This is a genomic window from Shewanella oncorhynchi, assembly GCF_012584455.1.
Taxonomy (GTDB): domain Bacteria; phylum Pseudomonadota; class Gammaproteobacteria; order Enterobacterales; family Shewanellaceae; genus Shewanella; species Shewanella oncorhynchi.
The window spans coordinates 56,864-74,358 of record NZ_JABAEB010000002.1 but is presented as its reverse complement, the minus strand read 5'-3'; the positions used below and the strand labels follow the sequence as shown (position 1 = coordinate 74,358).

The window sequence follows — 17,495 nt, the reverse complement described above, 5'->3', positions numbered from 1 at the left end:
ATGTCGCGCGGCAATGGCTTGCTATTGCTCGGAGTTGATATTTTTAGTTTCAAGGTTTTTACATGAATCGCTTTTCCCCCCAAGATCCTATCCAATTGACTCGAACCACGATTGAGTCATTATTCACGCCGCCAACCTTAATGCGCGCCCGTGATTATGTGATGAAGGGACGGGTGTTGAGCGCCAAAGCGAACGCCGATTTTCGTCATATTGAAGGTCGTGTCATGGGGACAGAATCCCAGCCCTATCGGCAGGATATTCGCCTTGTCAGCATGAACCATAAGTTGATCATGAATGGCTTCTGTTCATGTCCCGCCACTGGGCATTGCAAACATATTGCTGCCGTACTTTACAGTTTACTGAGTGATAGAACCGTTGAAGATCAACGTATTGCCCAGTGGTTACATCTGCTAGACGAAAGTGATGATCTCACGGTTTCAAATGTTGATTTACTCTACGACGATCGCGTGCTGTACGTGTTATCTAAAGATGATAACTGTGTCTTTCTTGAGCTAAGAAAAGGCAAGTTGGCGAAGAATGGTGGCTATAACAAAGGCTCGAAAATCGCTTTATCCGACGTGCAATATTACATGCCCGCTTGGATTGGCGCTGAAGACGTGCTCATCATCAATCTCATCATGTCAACTCGTCGCCATGGTGCCTCTCGCCTGTATCTTAAAGCTCAGTTAGGTGCCATGGCACTGGAAAAAATGCTCGTCACTGGGCGGTGTTTTTGGGAGGAGAGTCGTTTACCGCTCACCCGAGGTGAAGCGAGCAAGCCTGAATTCATTTGGCTAGATAAGGATGCCGAGCATAAACAAATGCAGTTAAGGCTGCCCAATAAAGACAATTGGGAGCTGATCCCCTGTGAGCCACCGACTTATATCGATTTAGATTATTTTAAAGTTGGCGCATTGGACACAGAGATCAGTGTTGAAAAGCTGTTATTACTCAGTCAGATGCCGCCAGTGCCTAGCTCACAGATTGAACTGGTGAGCCACAAACTGATTAAGCATTTTTCGGCGAAAACTGTACCTACGCCTGCTTTGATTGATTTTGTCGAGCTGCAAGTGCCGCTTCAAGTTAGGTTGACCTTAACATCGCAGGATTTACCTGAGTTTGCTATGGCGCAGCCATTAGTGCTGCTGGAATTTGTCTATCAAGACGTGGTGCTCGGCGGCCAATATCCCGACGAGCCCTTGTCCTTAGTCACTCATCAAGGCAAAACCTATCAAGTCGCGCGTCAACTCGATGCGGAAATGGATGCGATTAATCGTTTGATGGCATTGGAACTGGTGGAGCTTGCGCCTTCTTTTATCCCAAACAGTGGCAGCTATGTCAGCATTTGGGGGTTAGGTTCATTGCCTGAAACGATTGATGCTTGGTTGCACTTTATTCAACAGGAAATCCCGGCGCTAGAGGCTTTAGGTTACCAAGTGCATTTTGCCGACAATTTCAGCTTAAATGTCATTGATACTCCGCTGGCGATTGAGCTGGATGATACGCAAGAGGGGTGGTTTTCTCTGTCACTGAATGCTGACATCGATGGTCAAATAGTGCCTATGCTGCCCTTAATTGCCACTTGGCTTAAGCAGTACGGTGAGCCCGCCGATGATGCAGAACTGCTGTTACCCAGCCCAAATGGTGATTGGTTAAAAGTCAAAGCCAGCGTGATTAAGCCGCTGATCAGCATTATTTTAGAACTGTTCGATAGCCACAAAGGCAACAGCGTGTCTTTGCCTAAATACCGTGCCCACTTATTAAATGATTTTGCCGACAGTGATATTCGTTTGCTTAATGGTGAACGAGTGCGCAGTTTAGCGACTAAGCTCGAAAATTTTAACGGCGTGTTAGAGGTCGCAGTCCCAGACAACTTAAATGCTGAGTTACGCCAGTATCAACAGCAAGGGTTGAATTGGCTCTGTTTCTTAAAGGAATATCAGCTTGGCGGTATTTTAGCCGATGATATGGGGCTGGGGAAAACCATTCAAACCTTGGCTTTTTTACTTAAGCAGCAAGAACTAAAATCCACGGTGGCAAGTTGTTCACCGAGTTTAATTATTTGCCCAACGAGCTTGGTGGGCAATTGGGCGAAAGAAGCCGCGAAATTTGCGCCATCGTTAAAGCTTGTCGTCATTCATGGCGCCTTGCGTAAGCCTTTGCTCGAACGCTTAAATGAGTTTGATATTGTGGTTACGACCTATCCGCTGATCGTGCGCGACAGTGACTATTATCAACGGCAGGTGTTTGAACATATCGTGCTGGATGAAGCGCAGCAGATTAAAAATGCGCAGGCGAAAGTGACTCAAGTGATTAAAGATCTTAAAGCGCCATTTAGATTGTGCCTGTCGGGTACGCCACTTGAAAATCATTTGGGCGAACTTAAGTCTTTGATGGATTTTTGTTTGCCCGGACTACTCGGCACGAATGCCTTCTTTAACAAATCCTTTAGGCACAAAATTGAACGTTATGGCGATATGGAGCAAGCGCAAATCTTGAGTCAACGGATTGCGCCTTTTGTGTTGCGCCGAACCAAAGATGAAGTGGTCGGTGAATTACCCCCTAAAACCGAAATCTCCCAGAGCTTAGAGTTAGAAAAAGATCAGCGTAATCTCTACGAGAGTATTCGACTAGTGATGGAGAAAAAACTGCGGGATTTATTTGCCACTCAAGGCGTTGGTAGCAGTCATATCGAGTTTCTCGATGCCTTACTTAAGTTACGCCAAGCCTGCTGTGATCCGCGCTTGGTGAAGTTAGAGCAAGCGCAGAAAGTGAAGAATAATGCTAAGTTAGACTGGCTGAAGCAGAACTTACCAGAAATGGTGCAAGAGGGGCGTAAGATATTGATCTTCAGCCAGTTCACTAGCATGCTCAGCTTGATTGAAGCTGAGCTGGTGGACTTGGGGCTCGATTACAGTAAGCTCACAGGACAAACTCGCCTGCGCCAAGCGCAGATAGATAAGTTCCAAGAGGGCGATACGCCTGTGTTCTTAATCAGCTTAAAAGCGGGCGGCACTGGGCTCAATCTCACCGCGGCGGATACTGTGATCCACTATGATCCCTGGTGGAATCCTGCGGCGGAAAAACAGGCTACGGATAGAGCCCATCGTATCGGCCAAGATAAGCCCGTTTTTGTCTATAAGCTGATTGCAGAAGGTACAGTAGAAGAAAAAATCCAAGAAATGCAGCAGCATAAGCAAAGTCTGGCGGACAGTATTCTCGAAGGTAAAGGCAAGGGCACATGGCAAGGAAGTGCCGATGAACTGTTATCGCTTTTTAGCTAAATTGTGGCCAGTTTTCCTAAATTGATTGAATCATTTGACTGAGGTGAACCATGCAGTACCAAGTCGACACTCATACCCATACTGTGGCTTCGAGCCATGCTTATAGCACGATTCATGACTACTTAGCGGTGGCAAAGCAGAAGGGGATTCGCCTATTTGCCACCACAGATCATGGGCCTGCGATGGCCGATGCGCCGCATTTTTGGCACTTTGTGAATTTAAGAGTTTTGCCACGTATGGTTGATGGCGTCGGGATTTTGCGGGGTATCGAAGCTAATATCAAAAATATCGACGGCGAGATTGATTTCTTTGGTGATTATTTAAAGCAGCTCGATATTGTGCTCGCAGGATTTCATGAGCCCGTCTATCCTCCGTCAGATAAAGCGACTCACACAGAGGCCATGATTAATGCGATTAAGAGCGGCAAGGTTGATATCATTACTCATCCAGGTAATCCAGCCTATCCGATTGATATTGAAGCTGTTGCCCGCGCCGCTGCCGAATACGGTGTGGCGCTCGAAATTAACAATTCCTCCTTTGAAGTGTCCCGTAAGGGCAGCGAAGCCAATTGCACTGCGATTGCCAAAGCGGCCAAGGAATTTGGCACGATTTTAGTTATGGGCTCTGATTCCCATGTGGCTTTTAGCTTAGGCGGTTTTGCGCGGGCGCAAGCGATTATCGATGAAGTGGCTTATCCGCCATCACGATTACTCAATCGTAGTCCTTCAGCACTCTTAGCCTTTTTAGCCGCCCGTGGCCATGAAACCGTTGCTGATTTGATCCCCTTATTCAGTGACGATGAGCCATGCTGTTGATTAGTGATGAAAATAGTGGCGACTAAAGTGACGCCACTTCAATGCGGGGCGGCGAGTGCCACAGACGCTAACACTCCTCAAGTGGTGTTAATCACTGGTGCGAAGAGTCAGCTCGCTCAGGCCTTGCTGAGAGTCGCTGCCGATATTGGTGAGCTAGCCCCAAATACCAGCACAAGTACAAACTCAGTCGCGCCAATTAAGCTTTATGTGCTAAGTCGCAGTCAGTTAGACATTACCGATGCCGCCAATATTGCCGCAGTGTTTACTCAATATCGACCAAGCTGGGTGATCAATTGTGCGGCCTATAATGCGGTCGACGCTGCTGAGCATGATGCAATCGAAGCCAATCGCGTGAATGCACTCGGCCCTGAGTTATTGGCGCAGCAATGTTGGCTGTCGGGGGCGCGCCTACTGCATGTGTCGAGCGATTATGTGTTTGGTGGTCATGCTGTTTGCGAGATTGCTCATGCAGCTGAACGTGCAGTGGGTGATGCTAGAGAAAGTGGCGTTAAACAGCATCAAAACCCTGACTCAGCTTCAAATTCAAACCCAAACCCAAATCCAAACCAAGTTCATGTACCAAGGCCATTTGTTGAACTTGATGCTCCCGAGCCGTTGTCTGCTTACGGTACGAGTAAGTTGCTCGGCGAGCAGAAGGTATTGGCGATTCTGGGCGAGGATGCAACGATTGTGCGTACCTCATGGCTCTACGGTCAAGATGGGCATAATTTTGTCCAAACCATGCTGAACTTGATGCGCACTCAACCAAGATTGCAGGTGATAGTCGATCAAATCGGCTGTCCGACGTGGAGTGATGCACTCGCTAAGGTGATTTGGCAATTAGTCATGCAACAGTGCTCGGGCGTATTTCATTACAGCGCCCAAGGCCAATGCAGTTGGTATGAATTTGCCTGTGAAATCCAGCGACAAGCCCTAGCGCTCAATCTGTTAAGTCTGCCAGTAGTTATCCAGCCGATTACCAGCGCTCACTATGCTAAACAAGCATTAAATCGCGGCGTGAGTTTGGCAAAAAGACCGAGTTATAGCGTGTTGAATAGTGCCAAAGTGCAGTCCGCTTTGGCTGTCAATACCGCACTGTTTATGCCTGATAACGTCGTATGGCAAGATTGGCGTCAGCAACTGAATTGCATGTTGCGACGCTATTATGACGACAATTAACGTGACTCACATTTGGGTTTTTAGGCCGTTTTAATCAGGCGTTAAGCGTTTACGTCATCGCAGTGATTAACGCTTTCGAAAACAATAAGCCCGCCAATAATCAGATTTAAGCGACAAATGTAGACTATCAATATGAAAACATAGGCTGTGAATACGAATGCAGCTGGACTTAAGCCTCTTCTCAGCGCCAATGGCTTGCCTTAGTATCGTAATCACTTTGTGTATCTGTGGTTTTGTGCACCGCGGTTTAAGCCGTGAGTCTTAGTCTATTTTGCTTGATGTATGATGAATTTGTTCTAAATTTCCCTTGGATGACAATGGCATAATGCCAAGATATTTAATGCATTAAGGAAGTTTCAGTGACAGACAAGACGACAATAGCGCAGACATTGACCAAACAAGATCTACAGCAAGTGGTCGCGATTGCCAAAGCGGCAGGCGATGCCATTATGACGGTTTATGGTCAAGATGACTTTTTGGTGAGCCATAAGGGGGACGATAGCCCTGTGACGGCCGCCGATTTAGCCGCGCACCACGTGATAGTGGCGGCATTGGCAAAGCAGTTTGTCGGTATTCCTATTATGTCTGAGGAAGCGGCGGATATCGCGTGGGACGTGCGTCGTCAATGGCAAACCTATTGGTTGATTGATCCTTTAGATGGCACTAAGGAATTTATTAAGCGCAATGGCGAGTTTACCGTCAATATTGCACTTATCCATCAAGGAGTTGCTATCGCAGGTGTGGTATATGCGCCTGTGCTCGATACGTATTATTACGGCGCTAAACATTTAGGTGCGTGGCGCCAACAAGCGGGTCAAGAGAGCCCCTTATTGGGCGCCAACACGCCACGCGAAATGCCGATGATTGTCGGCAGTCGCTCGCACTTGAGCCCTGGCTTAGCGCAATATTTACAACAGTTTGGTGAGCATGACATCTTAAGCGTAGGGAGTTCGCTTAAGTTTTGTATGTTGGCAGAAGGCAGTGCCGATCTGTACCCCAGACTGGGTCCTACCAGTGAGTGGGATACCGCAGCGGCGCAAGCTGTGCTCGAAAGTGCAGGCGGCACAGTTGTCTGTTATGACTCAGGTGAACCATTAACTTATAATCAAAAACCTGACATTTTAAACCCTTACTTTATTGCCACAGCTCCTAGCTGGGTAAAATAACGATTGCCTAGAATCAATCTCACTTGATGAAAGGGCAAGCTAAACACTGGAGTAGTAATTCATGATGCGCATGGGCGTCGATTTAGGCGGAACAAAAATAGAATTAGTCGCACTGAGTGATGAGGGCAATGAGCTATTTCGCAAACGTGTGACGACGCCACGTGACTATCAGGGCACGCTTGCTGCGGTGGTTGATTTAGTTAAGGAAGCGGAAGCGACTCTTGGCGAGAAAGGCACTGTCGGCGTGGGTATTCCAGGTGTGGTATCGCCCTATTCAGGTTTAGTCAAAAATGCTAATTCGACGTGGATCAATGGTCAGCCCCTCGATGTACATTTAGGGGAATTATTGCAGCGTGAAGTGCGGGTTGCCAATGATGCAAACTGTTTTGCGGTATCAGAGGCGGTCGATGGGGCAGCCGCTGGCGCAGCCGCTGGCGCTTCTGTGGTGTTTGGCGTGATTATTGGTACTGGCTGCGGCGCGGGTGTGGCAATTAACGGCAAAGTTCACGGTGGTGGTAATGGTATCGGCGGTGAATGGGGTCATAATCCTTTGCCTTGGATGACCAAGGAAGAGTTCAATACCACCCGATGTTTCTGTGGCAATCCCGATTGTATCGAGACCTTTATTTCAGGTACTGGCTTTGTGCGTGATTATAATGCGGCTTTGACGGCAGCGGGTACAGTGCGTGCTCCTGCCAAATCAGGTGCCGATATTATGTTGTTAGTCGATAAAGGTGACGCCATTGCGGTTGCTGCATTTGATCGTTATATGGATAGACTCGCTCGTTCACTCGCCCATGTGATCAATATGCTCGATCCCGATGCCATAGTGTTGGGCGGTGGAATGTCGAATGTTGCGGCGATTTACCCAAGATTACCGGCATTGCTGGCCCATTATGTGGTGGGACGTGAGTGTCATACGCCTGTGGTGCAGAATCTATACGGTTGTTCATCGGGAGTGCGCGGTGCCGCTTGGTTGTGGGAAAAGTGATCCATTATTGAGGATATAAACTCCACCAGTGAACTCATTACGCTATGAAATCAACGTCTAGTGATATCAGAGTCTTGTAAACAATAGCCCAGTAAAACGCTGGGCTAGCTTTATGTGCGATGTATTCCCCCCGTATTTTGATGCTATGATTGCGCTCCTTTGGATTGCTTGGCATGGACATCATGTTTTGGGTTAAGAAAGTTGTTTCACAGGGGATGATGCCGATTCCCTTTATCCTATTGTTATTACTGATTTCTTTTCTAGTATGGCGCCGTCGCAGTATGGCGAAATACTTAGTATCCTGCGCTTTTTTTCTCTTACTGTTTTTAAGCAGTCAACTGAGTGTAAATACCTTAGTGCGGCCGTTAGAATCAGCTTACCCGATTAATTCCACGCCCATCACAGGCGCTTGTTTTGTGATGGTATTAGGTTCAGGGCATGCTGATATAGCGGGAGCGACTGCGGTGCAATCCTTATCGGACGTCGCCCTTACAAGGTTAACTGAAGGAATTCGGCAACTTAAGTTGGGTCAAGAGTGTATGTTGATCGTCAGCGGCTGGGGCGGTGAACTCACTCAATTTTCCCATGCTGAAATGATGGCTAAAGCCGCGATAGAGCTAGGTGTTGATAAAAGCCGAATTATTCAATTTCCACTGGCGCGCGATACGATAGAAGAAGCGCAATACTTAAAGTGGGAGTTAGGGGAGGAGCCCTTTCGCTTAGTCACATCGGCCACTCATATGCCAAGGGCGATGGCTATTTTCGCCACTAAAGGCTTACACCCCGATGCTGCCCCAACGGATTTTATTGGCCGAGATGATTTTTGGTGGCGATTAACTGCCGATAATTTAGTGGCTTCTCAACGGGCGATTCACGAATACATTGGCCGTTTGAGGTTATGGATAAAGGCCGTAAGTTAAAGGTGTGGTTTGCCAAGTTCAGTCTAAAGATAGTGAGTTTTAACAGGAAGATGAACAATGACAATTGAGTCAGAAATAGTATCTGTGCGTCCTTTATCGAAACGAAATGGGTTAACCTTAACTTGGCTGGGAGGCTTAAGTCTGGTGCTGGGTTTGGGACTGTTTCTGACGTGGCCGGCCTTGTTTGCTGTTGGTTTGATGTTTTTTAGTTTGGGCGCGATTTCATTAATTCTCGGTTTAGCCAAGGTGTATGAGCCGGAAACGACTCTAGCACTAGATGACAAGGGGCTGACCTATTTTCATCGCCGCGGCAAAGTGGCTATCGATTGGGATAATATTCAGCGGGTCGATATTCCGCGGGTGACTAATGGTTTAGATACTATAGAGTTATCTTATTTAGGCATTAAACTGAAACATTTAAATCCCATTCTCGATAATATTTCCCTGCGTCTAGCAACAGGATTATTAACTGAACAGCGACCTTTGCTGGTGACGGCTGCCTCTCAAGATGCAGACTTAGCGACTTTAGAAACTTATCTCGGCGCTGAGTTTGGCCCTTTAGTGATAGAAGGGGATCGTTATCGTGGCGTATTGGCTATGTTTGGGCATCGCTGCGTGATGTTAGATACGCGTTTAGGGTATCACTTGTATATTCCCCATGACAGTTTAGATAGGGAACCTAAGGACTTTATTAAGTTACTTAGACAACGTATTGCACAATGTAGCCGCTCAGCTGATTAAATCTACAATCTCAATTGAAGATCATCAGCAATAAAAAAGGGGACCCTAGGGTCCCCAATGAGTTGCAGAGATAAAGTTTGGGTTGTGCAGGGGCAACCCAAAGGTACTAGTGTGCTACCTCTGCGTGTACCTTATCTACACCGTAGGTTTTACCTTCAGCATGACAAGTTGCGCAAGATTCTACTGGTAAGTTAGGATCTGTCATTGCGTCAGCTTCAACCACAGCACCGTTGCTTCTAAAGTGAGCGACAGCCGCTGCATCAGAGTGAGCGTGACAGCTACGGCATGATTCAGCTACTGGGCTAATGTAGTTGCTACCCACTTTGATTGAACGTTTCTCAGAGGCTAAACCACCGTCAGTCGCAAACAGTTTTGCATCATCTTTGTGACATGCAGAACATGCAGTTTCTGGTGATGGATAACCGACTAATTCACCATTTGCATCGCGGAAGATCCCTGCGATAACATCAAAGTTACCACTGTGGAAACGGTGAGCGACGGTGAATAAGTCTTTGTTATTGAAAGTGACTTCTGGATTAATGACTTTGCTACCGTCTTCACCTTTAGAAACCACTGTTTTATGGCCTGATGCACCTGTTGTATCGTTGTGACAGTTCATACATTGATCAAAAGTGTAAGTTCCGTGTCTGGTGCCCTTGATATAATCTAAGGTGCCGTGACAGGCGTTACATTTTGCTTCTTCTACGGTAATTCGAGCAGGATCTGTCATTCGAGCTTTAACTACTGCAGAAGCATCTAAGCTATAGAATTTAACAGGAGCAGTGTTACCAATTGGATTTGTTGGGCCAAATTCAAGTCCTGTGGCATTACAGCTACTCACTTTACCTGCTTTGATACAGACGTTGGCTTCTGAACTGACGTAGATAGTACCTACAGCTTGGGCATCGGGAATATCTTTTACGAAGGTTAATACACCATCGGCCAGCGTACCATTTTCAAGCTTAAGAGCGATTGCTGTTGGTTTGACATCTCTCCAAGCATAAACAGTACCATCAGTGGTTACGTTACCCAGTAATAAGCCGTTAGCCACAAACATACCAGTAGGGTTAGTTGTCGCGTTATACACTTTTAAATCGGTTCCGTTAGGAATTGCAGCGCCATTCATGGTCACATTGGCTTTTAATGTCAATGTTTTCATTCCAGGTGCTGCTGAAGTCACTACTGCAGCACTGGTAAAGTCAACTTTGAATAGGCTTGCATACTCAGCGCGTTTACCGACACTGTGTACAGCTTCAGGTGTTAAGCTACCGCTGCCATGGCAAGATTTACATTGAGTATCATCAGCTTGGGCTAAACCAAATTCTGAATGGTTTTCGCCAGTGGTGAAGTTCACATTGATATGACAACCCACACAAGCTTGTGCATAAATATTGGTGTTATAACTTGGTGCACCATCATGACAAGATTTACATTCTTTCAAATCAGATGGGAAACCAACTTCACCGAAATATTCTTTTGCTTCGCCACTTAAGCTGTCACTGATGTGATGACCTGCGTGGATCCTATGGATCATGGGAGCAAAATCAAATACCCAACCTTCGGCCAGTTGTGCGTCACTTGGAACGAGATCAGGGTTATGGCAAGTTACACAGTTTTTAACATCTTGGTAGTTATGGTGGGCTTCAATCTTCGCGATATGGCCGTCTACTTCACCGTGACAGTTTTTACATGCCGCACTAGATACTGTGTCTTTACCCGATACACCTAATTCATCTGTTGCAGGGATAAAATCAACGGGTACAGACAAAATCTTGTCAGATAGGACAACACCAGTACTATCGGCGATGTTGTAAGCACGTAAAAAGACTCTGTGTACTGCGTTTGGATTATCATTTGGATTAATGATTGGCGCTGCGCCACCATAAGTCCAAGTTGCTGTGTAAGTGCCTGGCGTCGCTGTATCTTCGGTTAAAGTACAAGCGTTTTTAGTTCCGTTCAGGCCGTTTAGAGTACAAGTTAACGAAGTGCCAGCGGCATTTGCCGTGGCATTATTTTGCCACTCAATCGGCGCGCCAGTACCTGAGGTGTTTTCATTTGCTGTTAAAGAATAAATTGCAATTTTATCCAGTCCTTTGAATGGGACTACTTTGCCTGCATTTTTACCCGTAACAGTAAATTTAACACTGAAGCCTTCACTGCTGGTCACTTTAATGTCAGCAGGACTTAACGTGAATGCCAGATCTGTAATGGATTGAGCTGTCGTTGCGAAGGAACCCGCAGGGGCTCCGGGTGTACCTGGTGTTCCGGGAGTGCCTGGTGTTCCGGGTGTACCTGGTGTGCCAGGTGCCCCATCTTGACCATCGCTTCCGTCCCCGCAGGCGGTAAGACTTAAGGTACTGACGAGAGCCAGTGCCAGTAGAGATTTATTGTAGTTTTTCATCATCGCGTCCCTTTTTCTATCTATAAGACTGCGTGTGCAGTGCCTCTAATATAGGAGGATTCATCTACTTATAAAGTGGTATTTGCAAATTTGTATCTGATATGTGAACGATGATTTAACACCCGTGAATGGTAATTCTAAACTTTGCATTTTGATATTTTAAATAGCGAAATTAAGCTGCTAGCCTATGATGTGTATCACAATTTCAATCTTTAAACTTAGGTCGAAATGATGAATTCATTTTCGGTTAAGCAAAATGAACGATGTTAAGAGAGCCTGAATCTTAAGTCGTTATCTTAAGGTTTTGAGCACAAAAGCAATGGGATAAGAGAGCGAGGATAGGGGGACGATATGGAATTTTAAAGTGATTGAATTGTGCCTTGGATAAATAGAAGCCATAGCCCAGTAAACCCACTTAACCCACTTAACATCCATGACGTAAGCTAGGTTGATGAACTTAGTGTGTAATCTATTTTTGTATTAGTGTGCTGGTTCGAGTGCGGCAAGTAAGGAGCGCACGACGAGATCACACTGGCTTTGGCTGTAACGCCGATGAACTGCAGGTTTCTCAATCAGATAATAATGTGGCGCCATCATCGTTTCGTGGAGTCTATTAAGCTCTGTGTCGCTAAGGCGCTCGAGATGTAATCCGGGCATATGTTTAACTGTGTGCATATCAATGCTAGAACAAAAAGCCACACTCTTCATGGTTAATAGATGGGCATACCATTCCTCCCTGTCTATCACTTTCTCTACGGTAGGCAGTAAGATACCTTGGCGCTGGCAAAATAATTCTAAGGGATCGATTTTACTGTTAAAGCCCTTGAGTTCTTGAAATAGAAACGGATGGCGACAAATTTGCTCTAAGGTAATATTTGTCTCAACGTCCCAAAGCGGATGTTGCTTGGCTGCAACGATATAAATGCCATTGATTGAGCCAAGTTTGGTGTAACTTAATTCTTTATTTTCAGCACTTTCAAACGTAATCCCAAAATCAAGCGCACCTGCGTGGATCAACTCAGCGCTATTTTCCTGCCATTTATGTAAGCGTATTTGTCCTAGCTTTTGGGCAAGTTCAGGAGTACTTAACTGAGGCGCTAAAAAGCTTAGCAGGCCATTACAAGCAGCGATATGCAGCGGTAAGTCGGTATTGATGGCCGCATTTTGTATCTGGATTGCAGATTGTTCGAGGTGATAAACCGATTCAGTAAACTGGCAAATAGCAACATAGAGACTTTCTGCTAAAGGCGTCGGTTTAAGCCCCTGTTGACGACGATAAAATAGTTCATCGTTAAAGGTTAGGCGTAATGCATTGAGGCAGCGGCTTATTTTGGGGGCAGAAACATCTAGCGCTTTGGCCGCGCTATTTGCGTGTCCAGTGTCGAAAATACTTTTAAATACAAGCAAGGTAAAAACATCGAGTTCACAGATCTGTTTTAGTAATAAGTTGCTCATTTTGTATTTTGCCCTGTATGAGTCTTAAATGTTTTTGCGGTGCTATTAGGGGAGTTCTGTGTCCTTGCGATTACCCGAACCACCGCGATCAAATATCATGGGTACTAACTACTAAGATTAACATTCAGCATGCGGATTAACTGTGATCCCTCTCGGCAAAATAACAATTATTTAACCATTGTAAAGAGGAGAGTTGGGGGGAGTTAGGTGAGTAGGCGCTATGTTTAACATCGAGCGATAAGGAATGATTGAGCTAAAAGAGTGAGTCAAAGTCTGCTCACCTAAGGCGGCGAGCAAACGATAGTGATGCATTTTGGATTAACGAGATTCTATGACGTCGTTTTGCACGGACGGTAAGTTGAGTGGATCTGCTGTTGGGGTATGGCCTATTGCATGGGAATAAATGGTTGGTGCATCTTCTTTAATCCGCATCCCGATAAATTGGCCACCCTCAAGGATTTGCATTGAGGTACTTGCCACTTCGCCGTCGACAACACCATTACGTTGGATCACTAAACGCTCACAAATAAGTCTGCCTTTGAAGTGCCCATCGACGATAAATTCATGGCACTTTACTTCACCTTGAATTATACCGCCTTGTTCTATGGTGATATTGGCCTCAGAAAGCAGCTGACCTTGGATATCACCGCCAACAAGCACGTCGCCTGTTAATTCGATATTTCCCGTGAGTTTAGTGCCTCGAGCAATAAAGCTAAAAGAGGTACTTTTTTTAGGCGGGAAAAACAGTTTTTTTACAAACATCATCATAAATTAACTTAATTCGAGAAGGGATTAACTGAGTTCAACAGAGGCGCGATACTAGCTTAAAATCCATGAGAAGCACAGCTCTGCATGTGTTAATGCAATTACAGTGTTCTATCAAGTTGGTCGTTTTATCTCAATGGCTTTGCTAGGGCAAGGAGCTACGCAGGCACCGCATCCAGTACAAAGATCAAGGTCTATTTTGGGGCTCGGAGCCTGACCAATACTGAGCACAAAACTGATGGCTCTTGGTTCGCAGGCATCCTTACAACTTTGGCACCAGATCCCTTGAAAGGTTAAGCAGCTTTCTTGAATATGGGCTTGGTATTGCCAAGGTGCTTGAGTCAAATCGAAAATATTTTCAGGGCAAGCTTTAGCACACAGAGTACAAAATGTGCACTCATTGTCCTTAAAGGAGACTTCAGGAAATCCGCCATCACCTTTGATGATAATGTGAGTTTCACAAACCTCAAGACAGGCGGAACAACGAGTACACACATCGGTAAACTCGATATCATCACGTACCCAAGGCGGCCTTATCGCATTATCTTTACGCCGGCGAAAGAGGCTGCGACGGCTGTGATTAATACTTTGAGTCATGTTGCTCCTCGGGTGGTTAATGCTGTAAAGCGATGGTATTTAGAGGGTAAAGAAAAATGGCTTGGGAGATTTCCACAAGCCATTCAAGTTATTAGCCGTTATAACCATTCGGATTGGTTGATTGCCAATGCCAGCTACTGTTGGCCATATCTTCTAGGGTATGAGTCGCTTGCCAGCCAAGATCTTCCCTTGCGTGGGTTGGATCGGCGTAGCAGGCGGCAATATCCCCTGGGCGACGTGGCGCAATTTGGTAGGCAATAGTGTTACCACAGGCTTTTTCAAAGGCCTTAACCATGTCTAATACACTATATCCTTGGCCTGTGCCTAAGTTATAGGTCACTAGACCAGGTTTAGTGGCCAATTTTGCAAGCGCTTTTAAATGACCATTGGCTAAATCCACGACATGGATATAGTCACGCACGCCGGTACCGTCGTGAGTTGGATAATCATTACCAAACACGCTTAAGGCGGTGCGTTTACCCACGGCAACCTGCGCAATAAAGGGCATCAAGTTGTTAGGGATATCGTTAGGATCTTCGCCGATTAAGCCACTGGCATGGGCGCCAACTGGATTAAAATAGCGCAGACGGGCGATATTCCAGCTAGGATCGGCATTGTGTACATCTGCCAGTATATGTTCAACCATCAACTTAGACTGACCATAAGGGTTTGTTGCCCCAGTGGGGAAGTCTTCGGTGATCGGTAAACTTGCGGGATCGCCATACACAGTTGCCGATGAGCTGAATACGAGATTTTTTACCTTAAACTCTGCCATGACTTGGCAAAGGATAAGCGTACCCGTAACGTTATTCTCATAATACTTCAGGGGTTTTGCGACGGATTCTCCCACCGCTTTTAATCCTGCAAAGTGGATAACTGAATCAATAGCATGATCGTTAAACACTTTCTGCAATAACGCTTTATTGAGAATATCGCCTTGATAGAAAGTAACCGATTTACCAGTGATCCGCTCGACTCGGTTTAAGGCTTCTATGCTTGAATTAGACAAGTTGTCCAATACAATCACATCATTACCAGCATTGAGCAGTTCTACTACTGTGTGGGTGCCAATATAGCCAGCACCACCGGTCACTAAAATCGTCATTACTTAATTCCTTTTACAACGGTTTTTAAATAGTGCGCAAAATCTTCACCGATTTCGCTGTGGCGCAGGGCATATTCAACGTTAGCACGCATATAACCTTGCTTGTTACCACAGTCGTGGCTCTTACCTTCCATATAGTAAGCATTTACGGTTTCTTGCTTCATTAACATCGCAATCGCATCAGTTAATTGAATTTCATCGCCTGCGCCCGCAGGGGTTTTAGCCAGTAGTGGCCAAATGCTGGCTGGTAAAACATAACGGCCTACAACGGCTAAATTAGAAGGAGCTTCATCTACAGAGGGTTTTTCAACTAGTTCGACTAATGGCTCAGATTCACCCGGTTGTAAATCATGACCATTCACATCGGCAATACCGTATTGGTTGACGACGTTATGTGGCACGCCTTCCACCATGATTTGACCGACTTGGGTTTCATCAAACAGGGCAACCATAGCGGCTAAGTTATCGCTACGAAGGTCACAGCTGGCTTCATCTATGATCACATCAGGTAGCAATACGGCAAATGGTGCATCGCCGACGACAGATTTAGCACACAAAATCGCATGACCTAAGCCTTTAGCTTGAGATTGGCGCACGCTGATCACTGTTACATCTTTAGGACAAATAGATTGTACGGCTTCAAGTAACTGACGTTTAACGCGGCGTTCTAATTGGGCTTCTAATTCGAAACTGGTATCGAAATGGTTTTCGATAGAGTTTTTACTGGCGTGGGTCACGAGTACAATTTCTTTGATCCCAGCCGCGATAGCTTCACTGACTACATATTGAATCAATGGCTTATCGACAACAGGTAACATTTCCTTTGGAATTGCTTTGGTCGCGGGAAGCATACGAGTGCCTAGGCCTGCGACAGGAATAACGGCTTTACGAATTTGATGTTGTTTCATTGCGAACCTTTTAGGTCAAGGAGATGCGGTTAATGGCCAATATTGTAAATGACCTGCACAGAAAAGCTATTTAGAAACGCTGAAAACTTAGGATATTTAAGTATTTTTACAGCGAAGTCGACGTAAGTTTTAGCAAAGGTAGCACAGTGCATCTAATCCAGCATGGGTGATGTGCACTTGCATGGCGTTTTTAATACCCTTGTAATATTTGCTTTACGTTTACGTCACAGTAGTGGTGCAAGAATAAAGTGTGAGGGAGTTAACAAATTTAAAGGCTTAGATCACTATGGTTCCATGAGCGCTAGCCATTAAGTGAAGACTATGACGAAAGGAACAGAGTACATCGCTCACAGAGCTGATGACACAGGGTTTATCAACTACCCGCAAGAAGAACATGAGATTTGGAGCCAGCTTTATGCCCGTCAAGCGATAAACCTGCCTGGCCGTGCCTGTAAGGAGTATTTGCAAGGGCTAGATGCCTTGGCTATGCCAAAGGATCGTATTCCGCAACTTACTGAAATTGATACTGTATTGCAAGCGACCACCGGCTGGAAAACGGCAGCCGTACCTGCGCTTATTTCCTTCGGCCGTTTCTTTGAACTACTGGCCAATAAAGAGTTTCCTGTGGCGACATTCATTCGCCGTAAGGAAGAGTTTGATTACCTTCAAGAGCCTGATATTTTTCATGAAATTTTTGGTCACTGCCCTTTGCTCACCAACCCTTCATTTGCCAATTTTTCACATATGTATGGCCAATTAGGTTTAAATGCCAGCAAAGAAGAAAGGGTATTTTTAGCGCGTTTATACTGGTTTACGGTCGAGTTTGGCTTGCTACAGCCTAAAGATGGCCCCTTGTGTATCTATGGTGGCGGTATTTTAAGCTCACCTGGTGAAACTTTATATGCAATGGAAAGTGACGTGCCAGAACGTCAGCCCTTTGATTTATTGAATGTGCTACGAACCCCATATCGCATTGATATTATGCAGCCGATTTATTATGTGATTGAGCACATTGATATGCTTGATGAAATTGCCAAAATGGACATCATGAGTTATGTCACTAAGGCACGTCAGTTAGGTTTATTTGCTCCTAAATATCTTCCCAAAGCCAAGGCGAGCTAGTCTCGATTCGATGGATAGTTTGATGTGTCATTTGAGTCGCCATCTA

14 protein-coding genes are annotated in these 17,495 nt (G+C 45.6%); 8 read left to right on the top strand and 6 right to left on the bottom strand.

The window, feature by feature from the left end; all coding sequences use genetic code 11:
• Positions 1-62: 62 nt before the first annotated feature.
• From HGO26_RS02710 to HGO26_RS02680, 7 genes are all read left to right on the top strand, one after another.
• A complete protein-coding gene (locus tag HGO26_RS02710; RefSeq protein WP_168823166.1) occupies positions 63-3,284 on the top strand; it encodes a DEAD/DEAH box helicase in 3,222 nt (1,073 codons plus the stop codon).
• 50 nt (positions 3,285-3,334) lie between these two features.
• Positions 3,335-4,099 carry a phosphatase gene (locus tag HGO26_RS02705; protein WP_028760589.1) on the top strand — a complete coding sequence of 255 codons (765 nt, stop codon included), beginning with the start codon at positions 3,335-3,337 and terminating at the stop codon, positions 4,097-4,099.
• Positions 4,100-4,105: 6 nt separating this feature from the next.
• Complete coding sequence (locus tag HGO26_RS02700; protein WP_168823164.1) at positions 4,106-5,278, top strand: SDR family oxidoreductase; 1,173 nt, start codon at positions 4,106-4,108, stop codon at positions 5,276-5,278.
• Positions 5,279-5,637: 359 nt separating this feature from the next.
• Complete coding sequence (gene cysQ, locus HGO26_RS02695; protein ID WP_168823162.1) at positions 5,638-6,444, top strand: 3'(2'),5'-bisphosphate nucleotidase CysQ; 807 nt, start codon at positions 5,638-5,640, stop codon at positions 6,442-6,444.
• 61 nt (positions 6,445-6,505) lie between these two features.
• Entirely contained in the window at positions 6,506-7,435 is a 930-nt protein-coding gene (gene mak, locus HGO26_RS02690) for a fructokinase (RefSeq protein WP_168823159.1), read from the top strand.
• Positions 7,436-7,653: 218 nt separating this feature from the next.
• Positions 7,654-8,355, top strand: a complete 702-nt coding sequence (locus HGO26_RS02685; protein WP_168823580.1) for a YdcF family protein — start codon at positions 7,654-7,656, stop codon at positions 8,353-8,355.
• Between the two features lie 57 nt (positions 8,356-8,412).
• Complete coding sequence (locus HGO26_RS02680) at positions 8,413-9,096, top strand: DUF2982 domain-containing protein (RefSeq protein ID WP_168823158.1); 684 nt, start codon at positions 8,413-8,415, stop codon at positions 9,094-9,096.
• Between the two features lie 106 nt (positions 9,097-9,202).
• On the opposite strand, the gene HGO26_RS02675 is transcribed toward HGO26_RS02680, so the two are convergent.
• The 6 genes from HGO26_RS02675 to galU form a co-directional block, all read right to left on the bottom strand.
• A complete protein-coding gene (locus HGO26_RS02675) occupies positions 9,203-11,500 on the bottom strand; it encodes an OmcA/MtrC family decaheme c-type cytochrome (protein ID WP_168823156.1) in 2,298 nt (765 codons plus the stop codon).
• A gap of 477 nt (positions 11,501-11,977) precedes the next feature.
• Complete coding sequence (locus HGO26_RS02670) at positions 11,978-12,952, bottom strand: LysR family transcriptional regulator (protein ID WP_113938944.1); 975 nt, start codon at positions 12,950-12,952, stop codon at positions 11,978-11,980.
• A gap of 318 nt (positions 12,953-13,270) precedes the next feature.
• Positions 13,271-13,720, bottom strand: a complete 450-nt coding sequence (locus tag HGO26_RS02665) for a bactofilin family protein (RefSeq protein ID WP_113938943.1) — start codon at positions 13,718-13,720, stop codon at positions 13,271-13,273.
• A gap of 111 nt (positions 13,721-13,831) precedes the next feature.
• Positions 13,832-14,314 (bottom strand): ferredoxin-type protein NapF, encoded by a 483-nt coding sequence (napF, locus tag HGO26_RS02660; RefSeq protein ID WP_168823154.1) that lies wholly within the window; start codon positions 14,312-14,314, stop codon positions 13,832-13,834.
• 91 nt (positions 14,315-14,405) lie between these two features.
• Entirely contained in the window at positions 14,406-15,419 is a 1,014-nt protein-coding gene (gene galE, locus HGO26_RS02655) for a UDP-glucose 4-epimerase GalE (protein WP_028760579.1), read from the bottom strand.
• Complete coding sequence (gene galU, locus HGO26_RS02650) at positions 15,419-16,327, bottom strand: UTP--glucose-1-phosphate uridylyltransferase GalU (protein WP_168823151.1); 909 nt, start codon at positions 16,325-16,327, stop codon at positions 15,419-15,421. Before galU ends, galE begins: the two co-directional genes overlap by 1 nt.
• Before the next feature lie 321 nt (positions 16,328-16,648).
• Between galU and phhA the strand changes: the two genes are divergently transcribed.
• A complete protein-coding gene (phhA, locus tag HGO26_RS02645; protein WP_168823149.1) occupies positions 16,649-17,449 on the top strand; it encodes a phenylalanine 4-monooxygenase in 801 nt (266 codons plus the stop codon).
• Positions 17,450-17,495 lie beyond the last annotated feature (46 nt).